Origin of the sequence: Mycobacterium sp. MS1601 (genome assembly GCF_001984215.1) — a bacterium.
In the GTDB taxonomy this organism is placed as follows: Bacteria; Actinomycetota; Actinomycetes; order Mycobacteriales; family Mycobacteriaceae; genus Mycobacterium.
Genome location: NZ_CP019420.1, coordinates 4,850,148 through 4,868,677 on the forward strand (window position 1 = coordinate 4,850,148; position 18,530 = coordinate 4,868,677).

At 66.5% G+C, this 18,530-nt stretch carries 13 protein-coding genes; 5 read left to right on the plus strand and 8 right to left on the minus strand.

Annotated elements, in window-relative coordinates; all coding sequences use genetic code 11:
• Positions 1-18 precede the first annotated feature (18 nt).
• Genes BVC93_RS23405 through BVC93_RS23415 form a run of 3 tightly spaced genes read right to left on the minus strand, consistent with a single transcriptional unit; the run spans position 19 to position 3,140 of the window.
• Positions 19-321, minus strand: coding sequence for a Rieske (2Fe-2S) protein (locus BVC93_RS23405; protein ID WP_083739540.1), 303 nt, complete (start codon positions 319-321; stop codon positions 19-21).
• Positions 318-2,786: a nitrite reductase large subunit NirB gene (gene nirB / locus BVC93_RS23410; RefSeq protein WP_083739541.1), complete on the minus strand. Its 2,469-nt coding sequence runs from the start codon at positions 2,784-2,786 to the stop codon at positions 318-320. Before nirB ends, BVC93_RS23405 begins: the two co-directional genes overlap by 4 nt.
• Positions 2,787-3,140, minus strand: a complete 354-nt coding sequence (locus tag BVC93_RS23415; RefSeq protein ID WP_083739542.1) for a molybdopterin oxidoreductase — start codon at positions 3,138-3,140, stop codon at positions 2,787-2,789.
• A gap of 178 nt (positions 3,141-3,318) precedes the next feature.
• Here BVC93_RS23415 and BVC93_RS23420 point away from each other — a divergent pair, with 178 nt between their 5' ends.
• Together BVC93_RS23420 and BVC93_RS23425 are read left to right on the plus strand one after the other, a co-directional pair.
• Positions 3,319-4,731, plus strand: a complete 1,413-nt coding sequence (locus BVC93_RS23420) for an MFS transporter (RefSeq protein WP_083739543.1) — start codon at positions 3,319-3,321, stop codon at positions 4,729-4,731.
• On the plus strand, positions 4,728-8,609 hold the full coding sequence (locus BVC93_RS23425) for a bifunctional nitrate reductase/sulfite reductase flavoprotein subunit alpha (RefSeq protein WP_083739544.1): 3,882 nt from the start codon (positions 4,728-4,730) through the stop codon (positions 8,607-8,609). The genes BVC93_RS23420 and BVC93_RS23425 overlap by 4 nt, the downstream gene beginning before the upstream one ends.
• Here BVC93_RS23425 and BVC93_RS23430 read toward each other — a convergent pair.
• Positions 8,606-9,193 (minus strand): HD domain-containing protein, encoded by a 588-nt coding sequence (locus BVC93_RS23430; RefSeq protein ID WP_083739545.1) that lies wholly within the window; start codon positions 9,191-9,193, stop codon positions 8,606-8,608. The genes BVC93_RS23425 and BVC93_RS23430 overlap by 4 nt on opposite strands.
• A gap of 38 nt (positions 9,194-9,231) precedes the next feature.
• Here BVC93_RS23430 and BVC93_RS23435 point away from each other — a divergent pair, with 38 nt between their 5' ends.
• Positions 9,232-11,736, plus strand: a complete 2,505-nt coding sequence (locus BVC93_RS23435; RefSeq protein WP_083739546.1) for an excinuclease ABC subunit UvrA — start codon at positions 9,232-9,234, stop codon at positions 11,734-11,736.
• On the opposite strand, the gene BVC93_RS23440 is transcribed toward BVC93_RS23435, so the two are convergent.
• Entirely contained in the window at positions 11,717-12,274 is a 558-nt protein-coding gene (locus BVC93_RS23440; protein WP_083739547.1) for a TetR/AcrR family transcriptional regulator, read from the minus strand. The genes BVC93_RS23435 and BVC93_RS23440 overlap by 20 nt on opposite strands.
• Before the next feature lie 86 nt (positions 12,275-12,360).
• Between BVC93_RS23440 and BVC93_RS23445 the strand changes: the two genes are divergently transcribed.
• On the plus strand, positions 12,361-13,266 hold the full coding sequence (locus BVC93_RS23445; RefSeq protein WP_083739548.1) for an SDR family oxidoreductase: 906 nt from the start codon (positions 12,361-12,363) through the stop codon (positions 13,264-13,266).
• Here BVC93_RS23445 and BVC93_RS23450 read toward each other — a convergent pair.
• Entirely contained in the window at positions 13,263-15,131 is a 1,869-nt protein-coding gene (locus tag BVC93_RS23450; protein WP_192860079.1) for an HNH endonuclease signature motif containing protein, read from the minus strand. The genes BVC93_RS23445 and BVC93_RS23450 overlap by 4 nt on opposite strands.
• Positions 15,132-15,250: 119 nt before the next feature.
• Complete coding sequence (ilvD, locus tag BVC93_RS23455) at positions 15,251-17,095, minus strand: dihydroxy-acid dehydratase (protein WP_083739550.1); 1,845 nt, start codon at positions 17,093-17,095, stop codon at positions 15,251-15,253.
• 78 nt (positions 17,096-17,173) lie between these two features.
• Here ilvD and BVC93_RS23460 point away from each other — a divergent pair, with 78 nt between their 5' ends.
• Entirely contained in the window at positions 17,174-18,013 is an 840-nt protein-coding gene (locus tag BVC93_RS23460) for a helix-turn-helix transcriptional regulator (RefSeq protein WP_083739551.1), read from the plus strand.
• Here the strand turns inward: BVC93_RS23460 and BVC93_RS23465 are convergent.
• Positions 17,999-18,523: an isoprenylcysteine carboxyl methyltransferase family protein gene (locus BVC93_RS23465; RefSeq protein WP_083739552.1), complete on the minus strand. Its 525-nt coding sequence runs from the start codon at positions 18,521-18,523 to the stop codon at positions 17,999-18,001. The two genes, BVC93_RS23460 and BVC93_RS23465, sit on opposite strands and share 15 nt — an antisense overlap.
• Positions 18,524-18,530 lie beyond the last annotated feature (7 nt).

An 18,530-nucleotide genomic window follows, 5' to 3' on the forward strand; every position in this document is an offset into this window, starting at 1 on the left:
GCCGTTACTTCGCCCCACTCAGATGTCGATGCGAATGGTCCCGTCGATCTCGCTGACACCGTAGGCCCGCACCGAGAGCCCGCTACCGGACGTTTCTACGCCCGAGCGCAGGTCGTAGGTCATGTTGTGTAGCGGGCACACCACCACCGAGTCGTCGAGCAATCCGTCGGCCAACGGCCCGCCCTTGTGTGGACACACAGCCGCAAGGGCTCGCAGGGACCCGTCGCGCATCCGGTACACCGCTACCTGCTCGCCGTCGACGGCGAACGTGCGACCCTCACCGCTGGGGATCTCCTCGACGCGTCCCACCTCGATGCTCATCGCACCGGCACCTGAGGCAGCGGCAGCAGCGGCAACGAGGTGCGGAACTGCCCTTCGGTGACGGGCTGCGCTCCGTCCTTCCACGGGTCACGATATGCGGCAATGGATTTCGCCATCCGCTCTTCCAGTCCCTCGGCCAGGCCCTCGGCGTCGTCGACGATCACGGCACGCAGGTGCTCGATGCCGACCCGGGGCACCCAGGTGTAGGTGCGCTCCAGCCAGTTCGCGCTTTCGCGGTAGTACTGCAGGAACCGACCGGTCAGCGTCATCACCTCCTCGGCTGAGTCGACGCGCGCCAGCAGGTCGCCTTTGCGGATGTGCGCCCCGGCGGCCCCACCGACGTAGATCTCCCACTGTCCGCCGTCGATCGCCTGCACGCCCAGGTCCTTGCACAGCGCCTCGGCGCAGTTGCGCGGGCATCCGGTGACGGCCAGCTTGAGCTTGGCCGGGCTGGCCAACCCCTGATAGCGCTCTTCCAGCGCGATGCCCAGCGCGGTGGAGTCGCCCACCCCGAAGCGGCAGAAGTCGCTACCCACACAGGTTTTCACGGTCCGGAAGCTCTTGCCGTAGGCGTATCCCGACGGCATGTCCAGATCTGCCCACACCCCGGGCAGGTCTTCCTTGCGGACCCCGAGCAGGTCGATGCGTTGTCCGCCGGTGCATTTGATCATCGGTATCTCGTACTTCTCGGCGACATCGGCGATCTTGCGCAGTTGCGCGACGGAGGTCACGCCACCCTTCATCTGGGGCACCACCGAGAACGTGCCGTCACGCTGGATGTTGGCGTGCACCCGGTCGTTGATGAACCGGGCGTCTTTTTCGTCGACGAACTCGTCGGCCCACATCATCTCCAACAGCGACGACAGGGCCATCTTGGATCCGGCGTCGGCCTTGCCGTCGGGAGCCAGGGCATTGAACACCGACGATACCGAATGCAGGTGCAGTTCCCGGATCAGCCGCATCAGCTCGGGTTTGGCGTACGGGACGCCCGGCACGTACCAGGAGGCCGACGGATCCTCGGTGACCGCACCGCCGGCGGCCCACTCGACGATCTGGCCCACCAACTGCTTACACGAGCCGCAGCCCTTGCCCGCCTTGGTCTTCTTCATCACGCCGGCCACCGAGGTGGTGCCGTCCTTCACGCAGGACACCAGGGCGCCTTTGGAGACACCGTTGCAGTTGCACACCTGGGCGTCGTCGGACAGTTCCGCGACACCGACTTCGACGTCGGGGGTGCCGATGTCGAACATCAGCGCCACCCGCTCGTCGGGCAGGGGCAGTCCGTTGTCGAAGGCCTGCGTCAGGAACGACACCTTGCTGACATCACCGACGAGGGTGGCGCCCACCAGCTTTCCGTCGCGGATGACCACCGTCTTGTACACCCCCTTCCGCGGCTCGGAGTACTGCACGAACTCGTCTCCCGCGTGTTCGGGTGCTTTGATGCCCATCGAGGCGACGTCGACGCCGGCCACCTTCAGCTTGGTTGCCACCCGCGACCCGTGGTACGCCGCGTGAAGATCGGTGTTGGTGAGGTGGTCGGCGAGCACTTTGGCCTGCTCCCACAGCGGGGCGACCAGGCCGTACACCTGTCCGCGGTGCTGGGCGCATTCACCGACGACGTAGATGTCGTCGTCGTCGACCGAGCGCATGTGGTCGTCGGTGACGATGGCGCGTTCCACGGTCAGACCGGCGCGTTGTGCCAGGCCCACATTGGGCCGGATGCCTGCGGCGATCACCAGCATGTCGCAGTCCAGTCGTTTCCCGTCGGAGAACACCACGCCTTTGAGTCGCCCGCCGGCGCCCTCGTCATCCACCAGCACTTCGGTGGTCCGCTTCGAGGTGTGCACGCCGATACCCAGTGCCTCCACCGACTTCTGCAGAATCGCACCGGCCAAGTCGTCGAGTTGGGCGTTCATCAGCGTGGGTCCGGCGTGCACCACGTCGACGGCCATGCCCCGGTTCTGCAGTCCGCGTGCGGCCTCGAGCCCAAGCAGGCCGCCGCCGATCACCACGGCCTTGGTGCGGTTGGCGGCCTCGGCGATCATCGACGACGTGTCGTCGAGGGTGCGAAACCCGAAAACACCGTCGGCCAAGGTCTTGTCGTCGGCCCACAGTCCGGTCATCGGTGGGAAGAACGACCGGCTGCCGGTGGCCAGGATCAGCTTGTCGTAGCGCATGGACGTGCCGTCGTCGGCGTGCACAAGGTGGGCGAAGGTGTCGACCCGGACTACGCGGACGCCAGCTCGCAAGTCGATGTTGTTGTCGGAGTACCAATCCAGGGTGTTGAGGTAGATCTCTCCCGGATCATCGCTGCCGGCAAGCACATTCGACAACAGGATGCGGTTGTAGTTGCCGTAGGGTTCGTCGCCGAACACCGTGATGTCGAATTGTTCTGAGCGACTGAGTATTTCTTCGATGGCCCTGATGCCGGCCATTCCGTTGCCGACGACCACCAGGCGCGTCATCTAGAACTCCACCAGGCCAAGGTCGACGATCACCGTTCCCGCGGCGCCGGAGGGAGCGCTGACGTACAGTTCGAGCACCGTGTCGGCTAACAGGTCCTCCACCACCCGAAGTGCCACGTGGGTGGCACCTTTGGCGGCAATGGGGAAATAGCGCATGGGTTTTCCGTCGCGGTAGAGCACCACGCTGATCATGTGCTTGCTGGAGTTGCCGCCGCGGAAGTAGACGGGCTGGGTGGTGGCGCCCGCGGGCACCACGTATTTCAGCGCGTCATCGACCAAAGCCGGTTTGTCGTAACCGTCGCCCTTGAATTCGAATACGCCCTGCAGGAACTGGGGACTGCTGCCGTCGGACATGGGCTCGAAGCTAGAAGCGCATTGTTTCGTCGCGGTTTCGCACGCGAGTCGCCCGTGGATATCCGTGCGCACACGGCAAAAGGCTCACGGTGAGCACTTCGGTCATGTGAGGGGCAATTGACAAGCCCGACACGGCTGGGCAATCGAGGCGGAATGCCGAGTCCGTACAACTTTTCTCATGACCCGTGGGAAAACCATCGAGCACTGGGATGCCGAAGACCTCGACGCCTGGAACTCGGGCGGCAGTAAAGTCGCCAAACGCAACCTGATCTGGTCCATCTTCGCCGAGCACGTCGGCTTCTCGGTGTGGTCCATCTGGTCGGTGATGGTGCTGTTCATGCCACAGGACGTCTACGGCATCGACGCCGCGGGCAAGTTCTATCTGGTGGCCATGCCCACCCTGGTGGGCGCCTTCATGCGCATTCCGTACACCATCGCCCCGGCGCGCTTCGGCGGCCGTAACTGGACCATCGTCAGCGCCCTGTTGTTGTTGATCCCGCTGGTGCTGACGTTGTGGGTGATGTCGCAGCCCGGCGTTTCGTACACCACGTTCATGATCGTGGCGGCGTTCGCCGGCCTCGGCGGCGGCAACTTCGCCTCCTCGATGACCAACATCAACGCCTTCTACCCGCAGCGGCTCAAGGGCTGGGCGCTGGGGCTCAACGCCGGCGGTGGCAACATCGGCGTGCCGGTGATCCAGCTGATCGGTCTGTTGGTGATCGCCGCGGTCAGCAACACCGCCCCCTACATCGTGTGCGCCATCTACCTGGTGCTGGTGGGCCTGGCCGCCGTCGGTGCCGCGCTGTTCATGGACAACCTGGGCAACCAGCGCTCCAATCTCGGTGCGATGGTCGAGGCCATGCGGTTCAAGCACTCCTGGGTGATGAGCTTCCTCTACATCGGCACCTTCGGGTCGTTCATCGGCTTCTCCTTCGCGTTCGGGCAGGTGTTGCAGATCAACTACCTGGCCGGCGGCGACACCCCTGCTCAGGCCTCGCTGCACGCGGCGCAGATCGCGTTCCTGGGCCCGCTGCTGGGCTCGATCTCGCGGCCGTTCGGCGGCAAGTTGGCCGACAAGATCGGCGGCGGCAAGATCACGCTCTACGTGTTCGTGGCGATGATCTTCGCCGCAGGCATCCTGGTGGCCGCCGGGGTGCTCGACGACGGCAGCGCCGGTGCGCCCACCGGCGGCCAGATGTTCGCCTACGTGGCCGGCTTCATCCTGCTGTTCATCCTGTCCGGGCTGGGCAACGGCTCGACCTACAAGATGATCCCATCCATCTTCGAGGCCAAGGCCCAGGGTCACGTCGAGTGGAGCAAGGACGAGAAGGCTGCCTGGTCGCGCAGCATGTCCGGTGCGCTCATCGGATTCGCCGGCGCCGTTGGGGCTCTCGGTGGCGTGGGCATCAACATCGTGCTGCGAATGTCCTACGTCAGTGATGCCAAGTCGGCCACCAACGCCTTCTGGGTGTTCCTCGGCTTCTACGTGGTGTGTGCGTTCGTGACGTGGTTTGTGTTCCTGCGGATGAAGCGCGCCGCCTCCACCGGGGAACTGGTGGGCCGCACCCCTGAGACGGTGGGGGCAAGCTGAGCACACGCACTGCCTGTTCCTATTGCGGGGTCGGGTGCGGGATCTCGGTGCAGACCCGCCTCGACTCCGCTACCGGTATGCCGGTGATCGCCAAGGTCAGTGGAGACAAGCTGCACCCCACCAACTTCGGCAGACTGTGCACCAAGGGCGCCACCCATGCCGAGATGATGGCCGCCACCGACGGGCGGCTGTCTACGGCCCTGGTGCGGCCGGCCCGTGGTGAGGAGCCGGTGCCCGCCCCGGTCGACGACGCGGTGGCCGAGGCCGCCAACCGGATGCGCGCCATCCTCGACGAACACGGACCCGACGCGGTGGCCCTGTATGTCTCGGGTCAGATGTCCATCGAGGCTCAGTACCTGGCGACCAAACTGGCCAAGGGCTACCTGCGCACCATCCACATCGAGTCGAACTCCCGGTTGTGCATGGCCAGCGCAGGCACGGGTTTCAAGCAGTCGCTGGGATCGGACGGGCCGCCGGGGTCCTACACCGACTTCGACACCACCAACTTGTTCTTCGTCATCGGCTCCAACATGGCCGATTGCCATCCGATCCTGTTCCTGCGGATGGCCGACCGGCTCAAGGCGGGTGCCAAGCTGATCGTGGTGGATCCGCGTCGCACCACCACCGCCGAGCGGGCCGATCTGTACCTGGCGATCAAGCCGGGCACCGATCTGGCGCTGTTGAACGGCATCTTGGCGCTGCTGGTCGAAAATGGCGCGATCGACCAAGGTTTCATCGACCAGCACACCCAGGGCTGGGACAGCATGCCGGAGTTGTTGGCCGACTACGCTCCGGCCCGCGTGGCCGAGCTCACCGGCCTGGCCGAGGCTGACATCCGCCGCGCGGCTGCCATGATCGCCGAGGCCGGGGATTGGGTGTCGTGCTGGACCATGGGGCTCAACCAGAGCACCCACGGCACCTGGAACACCAACGCCATCTGCAATCTGCACCTGGCCACCGGGGCCATCTGCCGTCCCGGCAGTGGTCCGATGTCCTTGACCGGTCAGCCCAACGCCATGGGCGGCCGCGAAATGGGCTACATGGGGCCCGGTCTGCCCGGGCAGCGCGCCGTGCTCAACGCCGATGACCGGGAGTTCGTCGAACAGCAGTGGGAGCTGGCGCCGGGTACCATCCGCACGGACGTCGGCCCGGGCACCATCGCGATGTTCGAGCAGATGGCTGCGGGCGACATCAAGGCCTGCTGGGTGATCTGCACCAATCCCGTTGCCACCGTGGCCAACCGGTCGACGGTGATCGACGGGCTCGAGGCCGCGGAATTGGTGATCACCCAGGACGCCTACCTCGACACCGCCACCAACCGCTACGCCGACGTGGTGCTGCCCGCCACACTCTGGTCGGAATCCGATGCGGTGATCGTGAATTCGGATCGCAACCTCACGCTTCTGCAACAGGCCTGCGAGCCGTACGGTGCGGCCCGCCCGGACTGGCAGCTGATCTGCGACGTCGCCACGGCACTGGGCTTCGGAGCCGCATTCGACTTCAAGTCCAGCGAAGAGGTGTTCAACGAGATCCGGCGGTTCTGGAACCCCAAGACCGGGTATGACCTGCGCGGCGCGTCGTATGCCCGGCTGCGAGAGACTCCTCTGCAGTGGCCACTGGCTCCAGAAGGCCCTGACCGCAATCCCATTCGTTACCTCAACGACGGCGTGAGCCAACACCTGTACGTCGACGATGCCGGCGTCACTCCGAGATTGGCGTTCGCCACCCCGTCCCGGCGAGCGCTGTTCCACCCGCGCCCTCATATGGATCCCGCCGAGATGCCGGACGCCGAGTACCCGTTGGTGCTCAACACAGGACGTTTGCAGCACCAGTGGCACACCATGACCAAGACCGGCAGAGTGGCCAAACTCAACAAGCTCAATCCCGGTCCGTTCGTCGAGATCAATCCTGCCGACGCGACCGGGGTGACCGACGGTCAGCCGATCGAACTGTCCTCGCGCCGCGGCCGGGTAGTACTGCCCGCTGTGGTGACCGACCGGGTGCGCCCGGGCAACGTCTGGGTGCCGTTCCACTGGAACGACGTTCACGGCGAGGATCTGACCGTCAACGCGCTGACCAACGACGCCGTGGATGCCGACTCACTGCAGCCTGAGTTCAAGGTGTGTGCGGTGTCGATGGCTCCGGTGGCGCAACCGGCACATCCGATGGCTCCGGAATTCACCGAGGACGAGAACCTCTACGTCACCGCCTTCTTCGCCGGGATCCCCGGCGGCGCGCCCGGAGTCCCGGTGCTGCCGGTCGACGCACCGGTCCGCAGGGAAGTCCGGCTCTGGGTGGACGGCCTGCTCGCCGGTGCGCACTCCCGGCTCACCGAGACGAGCGCCGACATGGCCACCGGACCGTTGGTGTTGTGGGCGTCGCAGACCGGCAACGCCGAGGAGTTCGCCGCACGGGTGGCCCAGCAGGCGGGTGCGCAGCTGCAGAACATGAACAACTGCACACTTGACGACCTGACCTCCGGCCGCGAGATCATCATCGTCACGTCGACATTCGGTGACGGTGGGCCACCCGACAACGGCGCCGACTTCTGGGACAGGCTGGACTCGCCACAGGCGCCGAAGCTGGACGGCGTGCGCTACGCGGTGCTCGGCATCGGTGACCGGGCCTACGACAGTTTCTGCGGTCACGCGAAGTCACTCGACGCCCGGCTCGCCGACCTCGGAGCCGTCAAGATCCTGGACCGCGCCGAGGTCGAGGCCTACGACGAAGAGCCGATGACCACCTGGGCCGACACCGTGACAGCCCTGGTCTCCGACAAGCCCGCCTCGACTCCGACACCCAGACCCGCTCAGCCGTTTACCCGCAACCGGCCCGTCCTCGCGCCGCTGGTGCGCAACAACCGGCTCACTCCCGAGGGTTCGGTCAAAGAGGTCCGCCAGTTCGGCTTCGACCTCTCTGGACACGGGGTCAGTTATGCCGCCGGTGACTCCCTGGGGGTGGTGCCCCGCAACAGTGACATCGCCGTGCGGACCTGGCTCACCGCAACGGGTCTCGACGCGCGGACCACTGTCACCGTCGACGGTGTGGAGACCTCTCTGGGCGATGCGCTGACCACCAGCTACGACATCTGTCGTGTCACCCCGGGACTGCTGGACTTCGTCGGTGCCCCACGCAAGCTGGATTCCTGGCTGGACAACCGCAACGGGCTCGATGTGGTGCGGGAGTTCCGGGTCAGTGCCGCGCCCGAGCAGTGGCAGGAGGCACTGGTGCGGTTGACCCCGCGGCAGTATTCCATCTCGTCGTCACCCTTGGTCAGCCCCCACGAGGTGCAGTTGACCGTATCGGTGCTCCGCTACCAGGACGGTCTGCGTGGGGGAGTGGCCTCGACGTTCCTCGCCGATCTGTGCGGCGGCACCCCGGTGCCGGTGTTCCTGCAGCAGTCGCCGCACTTCCGCCCGCCCGCCGACTCGACCACTCCGATGATCATGGTGGGCCCGGGTACCGGCATCGCGCCGTTCCGGGCCTTCCTGCAGGAACGTCGTGCTCTCGGCCACACCGGCGGAAACTGGTTGTTCTTCGGTGACCAGCACCGGGCCCAGAACTTCTACTACCGCGACGATCTCGAGGACATGGTGGCCGACGGGCTGCTCAACCATCTGGATCTGGCGTTTTCCCGGGACCAGGCCAAGCGGATCTACGTGCAGCACAAGATGTTCGACCAGGGGGCGCAGGTCTGGCGGTGGCTGGAGGACGGCGCGCACTTCTACGTGTGCGGTGACGCGTCCCGGATGGCCAAGGACGTCGACGACACCCTGATCCAGATCATCAAGGCTCACGGCAGAATGTCCGATGACAACGCCCGGGAGTACAAGCGGCAACTGGTGGCGGACAAGCGCTACGTGCGCGACGTGTACTAGGCCTGATGCCCTGAGCGGCGTAATGCGTTGCCGGGACGCAGGAACCCCGGCTGCTGGCGGGTGCGGACCGCCCGCAGTGCTCCCAGCGGGATCACACGCTTGAAAAAGACACCGGCGTCGAAGGTTTCGCGTACCTCGGCGACGTAGGATTTCGGCAGTCCGAATTTGACGACACCCTGGCTGACGTCGATGAGGTCCGCGCGCCGGACGGCTTCCACCAGGGGCGCATAGGGCAGTCCGGATCCGTAGGTGGTCAGCCGATGATGCTGGGCCACCATCTGCGCCAACTCTTCGGACCAGCCCTGGCGCCCTGTCGCGGTCAACCAGGCGTCCTGTGCTTCGATGGACGGCACCAGGTAGTCGAGGGTGTCGAAGGCGGCTAGATCGTGGAACGCGGCCGCGATCGCGAGCTTGTCGTCGCGGTGAACGGTATCGGGGGCCAGCGCGCGGGCGAAGTTGAACACCCGGTAGGCATGTGCTCGGTAGGCGGCCCATCCGGCATCATCGCCGCGTGCCCGGTCCCGGTGAACGTCGAGGATCTCATCGACCAACGGCGAGGTTCTGAGGATCTCAGGCTGAGACACGACGTGATGGTACGACGCACTGGGCGACAATGGGTCGGATGAGCGACGAACCCGACCATTATGTCCGTGTGTACGCCTCTCGCGTCCACAACCTGCGCTCGGTCGACGTCGCCGCGCCGCGTGACGCGTTCGTGGTGTTCACCGGCGTTTCCGGATCGGGGAAGTCGTCGCTGGCGTTCGGGACCATCTACGCCGAGGCGCAACGCCGCTATTTCGAGTCGGTGGCGCCCTACGCTCGCCGGTTGCTGCTGCCCAACGACGCGCCCAAGGTCGACGACATCACCGGCTTGCCGCCTGCGGTGGCGCTACAGCAGCGCCGCGGAGCCACCAGTTCCCGGTCCACCGTCGGCACCGTCACCACATTGTCGAACCTGCTGCGGATGCTGTTGTCGCGTGCCGGCACCTACCCACCGGATGCGACGGAACGGTTGGACTCCGATGCGTTCTCACCCAACACCACGGTGGGCGCCTGCCCCGAGTGCCACGGCCTGGGCCGAATCCACCGGGTGACCGAACAGACCCTGGTACCGGACCCGTCGCTCACCATCCGCGAGGGTGCGGTGGCCGCCTGGCCGGGCGCGTGGCAGGGGCAGAACCTGCGTGACATCCTCATCACCCTCGGCTACGACATCGACAAGCCGTGGCGCAAACTACCCAAGCGGCAACGTGATTGGATTCTGTTCACCGACGAACAGCCCACCGTCGAGATCGATCCCAGCCAGCATCCTGTCACTGCCGACTACTACTACAACGGCACGTTCAGCAGCGCCGAGCGCCATGTCCGGCACACCTTGGCCAACTCACAGAGCGCGATGATGCGTCGACGAGTCCTGCAGTACGTCGACAGCGTCGACTGCCCTGTGTGCCACGGTTCCGGATTGCGACCGGAAGCCCTGGCGGTGACCTTCGCGGGCCTCAACATCGCCGAACTGGTCTCGCTGCCCCTGACCGCCCTGGCTGACGTGCTGCAACCGGCCGCCACCAGAACGGAATTCGCCGCCGCATACGAGTCCACCGAGTCTGGTGAGCTCACCGAGGTCGCCACCATGATCGCCGCCGATCTGGTGGCCCGCATCGCCGTGCTGGTCGACCTCGGGCTCGGCTACCTGAGTCTGCACCGGCGCACGCCCACGGTGTCGCCGGGCGAGCTGCAGCGCTTGCGCCTGGCCACCCAGCTGCGGGCCGGGCTGTTCGGGGTGCTCTACGTGCTCGATGAGCCGTCGGCGGGGCTGCATCCCGCTGACGCCGAACCGCTGCTCGAGGTGTTGGACCGGCTGCGGCGGGCGGGCAATTCGCTGTTCGTGGTCGAACACGACATGGATGTGGTGCGCCGGGCCGACTGGGTGGTAGATGTCGGTCCCGGTGCAGGCGAACTGGGCGGCGAGGTGCTCTACAGCGGTCCGGTGACCGGGCTGTCCGATGTCGAGCCGTCGGTCACCCGCAGATACCTGTTCGACCGGGAACCCCTGCAGCGCAACACAACCAGAACACCGTCCGGTGTCCTGCGGCTGCGCGGCATCACGTTCCACAATCTGCGCGATGTCGACGTCGACATCCCGCTGGGCACGTTCGTCGCCGTCACCGGGGTTTCCGGGTCGGGTAAGTCGACGCTGGTGTGCAAGGTGCTCGGCGACGTGATGGCGCGCCGACTGGGGAAGACGGAGGTAGCCGAGGTCGAGGCCGACGTCGAACTCCTCGACATCGACTCCGATGCCGCCGTCGGTGTCACGGCCGAGGGCGCCGAGATCATCGACCGGTTGGTGACCGTGGACCAGAGACCGATCGGGCGGACCCCGCGGTCGAATCTGGCCACCTACACCGGAATGTTCGACGCCGTGCGCAAGGCGTTCGCGGACACCGACGAGGCCCGGCGGCGCGGCTGGAGCGCGGGCCGCTTCTCGTTCAACGTCGCCGAGGGGCGCTGTGAGACGTGCCAGGGTGAAGGTTTTGTGGCGGTGGAGCTGCTGTTTCTGCCCGGCACCTACGCCACCTGCCCCACATGTCGGGGTGCCCGCTACTCCAGCGAGACATTGGAGGTCACCTACCGGGGCCGCACCATCGCCGACGTGCTGGCCATGACGGTTGACGAGGCACTTCCGTTCCTTGCTGATCTGCCCAGTGCGGCACGGAGTCTGGGCACACTGCGCGACGTCGGCCTGGGTTATCTGCGCCTCGGGCAGCCGGCCACCGAGTTGTCCGGCGGCGAGGCGCAGCGCATCAAACTCGCCACGGAACTGCAGCGCGCCCGCCGCGGCCACACGCTCTACGTCCTCGACGAGCCCACCACCGGACTGCACCCCTCCGACGTCGAACTGCTGGAACGCCAGCTACACCACCTGGTCGACGCCGGTAACACCGTGGTGGTCGCCGAGCATGACATGACCGTCGTGGCGGGCGTCGACCACGTCATCGACCTCGGCCCCGGCGGCGGTGACGACGGCGGGAACATCGTCGTCGCAGGCACCCCGCGGCAGGTGTCGACTCACAAACGCAGCCGCACTGCGCCCTATCTCGCGGCCCAGTTCAGCTCATCACGGCCCTGAGCTCGGCCAGCGACTCGCGGATGTGCACCGCGAAACTACGATCGCTCCGGTCGGCGAGCCAGCGTTCGAAGGCGACTTTGAACACTCCGATTCCCGCCTGTGCGGTCAGGCTGGCGGCCGGTTCGGCCACGCCCCGGCTGCGCAGGGCGTCACCCATGATGGCGGCCATCGAGGCGAGCTTGATCAATTCCCGTTCCTGCAGAGCCGAATTGGCTTTGATCACCGATTGACGTTTCAGCGAGTGCGGTTTGCGTTCGTCGAAGAACGTGGCCGTACTCGCCAGCGCAGTGGCCACGGCATCCAGCGGCGGCACGGAGTCGGGAACCCCCTGCAAGGCCGAGGCGATGGATTGCGCCAGTTCGTCACCGCGGAACAGCACCTCCCGTTTGTCGGCGAAGTGCCGGAAGAAGGTGCGTTCGGTGACTCCGGCGCGTTCGGCGATATCGGCGACCGTGGTCTGGTCGTACCCGCGCTCGGAGTACAAATCCAGCGCCGCGCGTTCCAGCCGGCCCTGTGCATCCGGTTCCCAACGCGCCATGCGGGAATTCTACGGCGATGACAGACGCTGACATCAGGCGTAGGTTGATGTCAGCTACTGACATCACACGAGACGGAGGATTCATCATGCGCGTTTTTGTCACCGGAGCCTCAGGACACATCGGCTCCCTGGTGGTTCGGGAGCTGCTCGACAACGGTCATCAGGTCAGCGGGCTGGCCCGCTCCGAGGCCTCGGCCGAGGCGTTGACCACCGCCGGCGCCGGGGTGGTCCGCGGCACCCTCGACGACCTCGACCTCCTCGCCGGTGCGGCCGCCGACGCCGACGGGGTGATCCACCTGGCCTACAAGCACGATTTCTCCGACTACGCCGCCTCGGCCGTCAGTGATCTCAACGCCGTCGAAGCCATGGGTGCCGCGTTGGCGGGTTCAGGGAAACCCCTGATCAACACCTCGGGCACAGCGATGTTGGCGGTGGGTTCGAGCGGTGAACTGGGTACCGAGGAGTCCACCGTGGACCCGTCCGGCGCGCGTGTGGCGTCGGAGAACGCCACCCTGGCTCTGGCGGGCAAGGGTGTCCGCGCGGCCGTCGTGAGGTTGGCGCCGACGGTGCACGGGCCCACTGACTTTCACGGTTTCATCCCGACGATCATCGCCAACGCCCGCACCACCGGGCAGGCCCTCTACATCGGCGACGGCACCAACCGCTGGCCCGCCGTCGACAACCGCGATGCCGCCCGCCTGTACCGGTTGGCTGTCGAATCGGCTCCGGCCGGGTCCGTACTGCACGGGGCCGCCGAAGAGGGCATCGCCTTCCGCGACATCGCCGCCGCGATCGGTGATCAGCTCGGTGTGCCCGCGGTCAGCGTCACCCCGGAAGAGGCGAACGAACAGCTCGGCTTCATCGGATGGGTGGCCTCACTGGACAACCCGACGTCCAGCGCCATCACACAGAAGCTGCTCGGATGGACGCCGCAGTACCCGGGCCTGCTGGAGGACCTGAAGGCGGGCAGCTACTTTGAGCCAAGAGGCTAGATCGGAGGTTTACCCGGGGGTTTCCCGAGGGCGCGTTGCATCGCGTTGTATTCGCGTTCGGCATTGATTCGATACTCGCGCTCTTGTTCGCGGGTGCTCTTGCGAATGGGCATGGCGGGACCCGGGGTGTTCCTGCGTCTTCTGGGCCGCGTTGGGGGTGGCAGGGCCGCGGTGGTCGGGTCCCAGTCCGGGAACAGGAGTTTGCTGGTAGGTGCGGTGATGTAGGTGTGGCCGGTGGGCGCGGTCCAGTGAACCTCGCCGCAGGGTAGTTGTCGGTCGCGCCACCCGTCGGGGCCCTCGCGAAATGTCTTGGTGAGATGGTGAGTTCGACAGAGAACCTTGCCATTGGAGGGGTGGGTGGCACCCTCCTCGTCGTAGGGCTGGGTGTGGTCGATGTCGGCGTACTCGGCTTTGTTGTTGCACCCGGGGAATCGACAGCCCATATCGCGGCACTGGACGAATTCGCGGGTAGAGCCGGTGAATCGGTAGCCGGACGCTGGTGGAGCAGTGGGGATGGGCAGGGCGGTGATGGTGGCGCCGTCGCGGATCATCTCAGCGAGTAGGTCGAGTGGAATGATCGCGCCGCCCAAGGTGACCGCCGGGCGGGGGCGCCGCGGTGGGACGAAGGCTGCGGGTGTCTGCGGTGCAGTCGGGGCCGCGGGAGCCTGCGGTGAAGCCGAATTCGACTCATCCGCCTCATCGGTGGGGACGGCCGTCGCACCTCCACCGTCGGTGTCCGGGTCGCCCGGTCCGGGAGGCGGTTGCGGTGAACTGCCGGTAGCCCAGGGTGGCTCGTCACCGTCACCGTCACCGTCACCGGTGTCGGTGGTGAACCAGTGCGACCAGTCGGGTGCACCATCCACAGGGGGCTCCGGTGCGGGCTTGGGTTCTTCCCCGGGTGGTGGCGGCTCGGGTGGCGCGGCGGGGCGGGCGGCTTCAGCGGCGTCGGCGGCCTCGATCACCGAGTCGAGATCCACCGTGGGCGGCGCGGCAGTCGAACCGCTGGACTGTGGCTGTCGGAGGGCGTCGATCTGCGCCAGGATCTCTTCGAGCGCTTCGTGTTCGGCCAGAACGTGGATCACCGTGGACGGCACTGCTGAAGGCAGGGTGGCCGCCACACAGTCGGGGGCATTGCAGTGGCAGACCAGCCGGTTCTGGCCTCGGTAGACCGCACCCTGGGCGGCAGCCCGTAGTTCGCCCTTACTGCGGGGATCATTGGCACACACGGTCTTGACCAGCGCAGTGAGCACGCGGGCTCCCAGTTCGGCGTCGGCGGCCGAGATCCGTCCGTACATCGACGAGGTGCCCGTGGCGTCATCACGTTTACCGAATCCGACTTCACAGTTCTTGGCGGCTTCGCGGTACCGGCGCACGGCGTCGGGATCGTGTACTTCGATGATCGCATCGAGCGCCGATCCGAGCTCCTTTTCGGAGAGCAGAGTGTAACTGCCGGCCTCGGCGGCGATCTGAGCATCGACGGCGGCTTGGGCTGAGGGGTTGATCAATTCGGTGCGGTAGATGATGGTCTCGGCGACCCGGACATTGATCCTTCCGGCGTGCAGCAGAGCGGCGGTCTGCGGGTTGCGCGCCAGTCCTTCGGCCAACCGCATCTGCCCGGACGCACGCCACGGACTCAGCCGCATCGCAGGCCCGATCTGGTCGCGGACGTGAGCCCATTCGTCGTGGGCCCAGGTTTTCTCCTCGTCGGCGGCGTTGTCCTTGTGATGAGCCAGGAGTTTGTGGGTGAAGGCCAATTTGCGGGCGACCATGGTGGCCTCTGCGCGGTGGCACGCGGCAATGGCATCGACCATCTCCCGCGGGGTGAGGTCCCCGCAGGTCGCCGGATCGAGCACGTCTTCAAACATGTTTCGACAGTGCCACGCACCACCGACAAGCATTGCGTGACAACAGCTCCGACTACACGACACCTGCCGAGTTATCCACAGTTGGCACTACATCCACAGCCTCGATGCACACGATGTGCCTAGAGCGAGGCGACGTCCCGGGCGGCACCCTTGTCGGCTGACAGGGCCAGCGCGGCATAGGCTTTCAGTGCCGCCGAGACCACCCGCTCGCGGTTCTTGGGCTTGTAGCCTCCCGCAGCCTCCAGGGCGGCGCGGCGGCGCTCCAACTCGTCATCCGGGACGTCGAGGATGATGCTGCGGTGGGGGATGTCGATGGTGATCAGGTCACCGTCTTCGACCAGCGCAATGGTGCCACCCGCGGCGGCCTCGGGGGAGACGTGCCCGATGGATAGGCCCGATGACCCGCCGGAGAACCGGCCGTCGGTCACCAGCGCGCACACCTTGCCCAGCCCGCGACCCTTCAGATACGAAGTGGGGTAGAGCATTTCCTGCATGCCGGGGCCACCCTTGGGGCCCTCGTAACGCACCACCACCACGTCGCCCGGTTCGATCCGGCCACCCAGGATGGCGTCGACGGCGTCCTCTTGCGACTCGACCACCACGGCCGGACCCGAGAACTTCCAGATGGATTCGTCGACACCCGCGGTCTTGACGATGCAGCCGTCGACGGAGAGGTTGCCGCGCAAGACGGCCAGCCCGCCGTCGGCGGAGTAGGCGTTGGCGATGTCGTGGATGCAGCCGTTCTCGGCGTCGGTGTCCAGGCTGTCCCAGCGCTCGGACTGGGAGAATGCTGTCGCTGAGCGCACACAGCCCGGCGCGGCGTGGAACAGCTCCACCGCTTCCTCGGAGGGCGATCCGCCGCGGATATCCCACGCGCGCAACCACTCCGCCAAGGATCCGGAGTGCACCGAGTGCACTGTCTCGTGCAGGTGACCGCCGCGCCACAGCTCGCCGAGGATGGCGGGGATGCCGCCGGCCCGGTGCACGTCCTCCATCAGGAAGTGCCCGTTGGGGGCGACCTTGCACAGGCAGGGGATCATCTGGCTGCGCTTCTCGATGTCCTCGAGGGTGTAGTCCAGTTCGGCCTCCACCGCCGCTGCCAGCAGGTGCAGCACGGTGTTGGTGGATCCGCCCATGGCGATGTCGAGGGCCATGGCGTTGTCGAAGGCGTCGCGGGTGGCGATGTTGCGCGGCAGCACCGACGCGTCGTCCTCGTCGTAGTAGCGACGGCACAGGTCCATCACCGTGCTGCCGGCGTTCTCGTAGAGCGCACGACGGGCGGTGTGGGTGGCCAGCGTCGAGCCGTTGCCGGGCAGCGCCAGGCCGAGGGCTTCGGTCAGGCAGTTCATCGAGTTGGCGGTGAACATGCCCGAGCACGAGCCGCAGGTCGGGCAGGCCGCCTCCTCGATGCGGGCGATGTCGGCATCGGAGACCTCGGTGCTCACGGCGTCGGCGATCGCGGACACCAGGTTGAGCCGGGTGCGCACCGTGCCGTCGACCAGGACGGCGGTGCCGCCTTCCATGGGTCCGCCGGAGACGAACACCGTCGGGATGTTCAGCCGCAGCGCGGCCATCAGCATGCCGGGAGTGATCTTGTCGCAGTTGGAGATACACACCAGAGCATCGGCGCAGTGGGCGTTGACCATGTACTCCACCGAGTCGGCGATCAGCTCACGCGACGGCAGCGAGTACAGCATGCCGCCATGCCCCATGGCGATGCCGTCGTCGACGGCGATGGTGTTGAACTCGCGCGGCACCCCGCCAGCAGCGGAGATGGCCTCGGAGACGATGCGGCCCACGGGGGCCAGATGGGTGTGCCCGGGCACGAATTCGGTGAAGCTGTTGGCCACCGCGATGATCGGCTTGCCGATATCAGAGCTCGCCACGCCTGCGGCGCGCAGCAGTGAGCGCGCACCCGCCATGTTGCGACCGTGGGTGACCGTCCGTGACCTGAGTTCTGCCATAGCACACACAGTGGCAGTCCGGGCTCCCACGTGGGAAGTCGGCGTTGATGCTAGTACCGGTACCACTACCCTGAGGTGATGGACAAACGCACCCGCCAACGCCTGGCACTCGGGGAGTTCCTGCGCGCCCGTCGGGAGGCGGCGCCGCGGGCCGAGCTCGGCTTCCCGGCGGTGCCCCGGTTGCGGACCAGCGGGCTGCGCCGCGAAGAGGTGGCGGTGTTGTCCGGAGTGAGCGTCACCTGGTACACGTGGCTGGAACAGGGCCGCGACATCAATCCGTCGAAGCAGGTGCTCGACGCGGTGACCGGCGCACTGCGGCTCTCACCGGCTGAACGTGACTACGTACTGACCTTGGGCGGCTACAGTCCCGAGCCGACGGTCGACATGTACGCGGGGCCGACGCCACCACACCTGCAGCGGTTCCTCGATGCCCTCGCCGGCTACCCGGCGTTCGTCATCGGGCCCACCTGGGACATCGCGGCCTGGAACGAGGCCTATGCAGCGCTGTACCCGAACATCGACAGTACTGAGGCCGGCGACCGTAATCTGTTGTGGCGGGTGTTCATGGATCCTGCCATCCGGGAGTTGTTGCCGGACTGGGAGATCGACAGCACGAGATTTCTCGCCGAGTTCCGTGCCGAGGCCGGACCACGCGTGGGAGAAGCGGCGTACACCCGGCTGATCGAACGGTTGATGGCAGGCAGCGAGCACTTCCGGGCGGGATGGCAGGCCAGCAGCGTGGAGCGGTTCGCCTCCCGTGAGCGGCGCTTCTTTCATCGCCGGGTGGGGGAGTTGCACCTCGAACACCACCAGCTCACGCCGGCCGATGCGCCCGACACTCAGGTGATCGCCTATCTGCCGGCGCCCGGCGGTGATGCGGGAGAAAGACTGCGGCAGCTGGTGTCAGGCGGCCGGTGACGGTGTGGGTCCGCGGTAGCCGAGTGCGGAGTTCTCGGCGCGGATCCGCACCGTCAGCACCAGTGCATTGGCTGTGCTGAAGACGATGGCAGTCACCCAGGCAGAGTGCACCAGCGGCAGCGCGGCCACCTCGGCGATCACGGCCGTGTAGTTCGGATGATGAAGCCAGCGGTACGGACCACCCTGCACCAGTGGGGCATTCGGGATCACGATGAGACGCGGGTTCCAGTGCTTGCCCAGGGTCGCGACACACCACCACCGCACCGCAGTGCTGATCACCACAACAGCCACCATCGGCCAGCCCAGCCAGGCGATGAACGGACGGTGCCAACCCCACACCTCGACAACGCAAGCCACCAGCAACAGGGTGTGCATCATCACCATGACGGGGTAGTGGTTGCGGCCGAATTCCCTGCCGCCGTGGGCCATCGACCATCGAGTGTTGCGCCGTGAGACCACCAGCTCGGCCAGCCGCTCCACGGCGACGGCGAGAATGAACAGGTAGTACATCAGGTCC

Bases quoted from the DNA above. Each gene is read 5' to 3' on its own strand.
- BVC93_RS23405 (WP_083739540.1), bottom strand. From the start codon at position 321: ATGAGCATCGAGGTGGGACGCGTCGAGGAGATCCCCAGCGGTGAGGGT.
- nirB (WP_083739541.1), bottom strand. From the start codon at position 2,786: ATGACGCGCCTGGTGGTCGTCGGCAACGGAATGGCCGGCATCAGGGCC.
- BVC93_RS23415 (WP_083739542.1), bottom strand. From the start codon at position 3,140: ATGTCCGACGGCAGCAGTCCCCAGTTCCTGCAGGGCGTATTCGAATTC.
- BVC93_RS23420 (WP_083739543.1), top strand. From the start codon at position 3,319: ATGACCCGTGGGAAAACCATCGAGCACTGGGATGCCGAAGACCTCGAC.
- BVC93_RS23435 (WP_083739546.1), top strand. From the start codon at position 9,232: ATGAGCGACGAACCCGACCATTATGTCCGTGTGTACGCCTCTCGCGTC.
- BVC93_RS23440 (WP_083739547.1), bottom strand. From the start codon at position 12,274: ATGGCGCGTTGGGAACCGGATGCACAGGGCCGGCTGGAACGCGCGGCG.
- BVC93_RS23445 (WP_083739548.1), top strand. From the start codon at position 12,361: ATGCGCGTTTTTGTCACCGGAGCCTCAGGACACATCGGCTCCCTGGTG.
- BVC93_RS23450 (WP_192860079.1), bottom strand. From the start codon at position 15,131: ATGTTTGAAGACGTGCTCGATCCGGCGACCTGCGGGGACCTCACCCCG.
- ilvD (WP_083739550.1), bottom strand. From the start codon at position 17,095: ATGGCAGAACTCAGGTCACGGACGGTCACCCACGGTCGCAACATGGCG.
- BVC93_RS23460 (WP_083739551.1), top strand. From the start codon at position 17,174: ATGGACAAACGCACCCGCCAACGCCTGGCACTCGGGGAGTTCCTGCGC.
- BVC93_RS23465 (WP_083739552.1), bottom strand. From the start codon at position 18,523: ATGTACTACCTGTTCATTCTCGCCGTCGCCGTGGAGCGGCTGGCCGAG.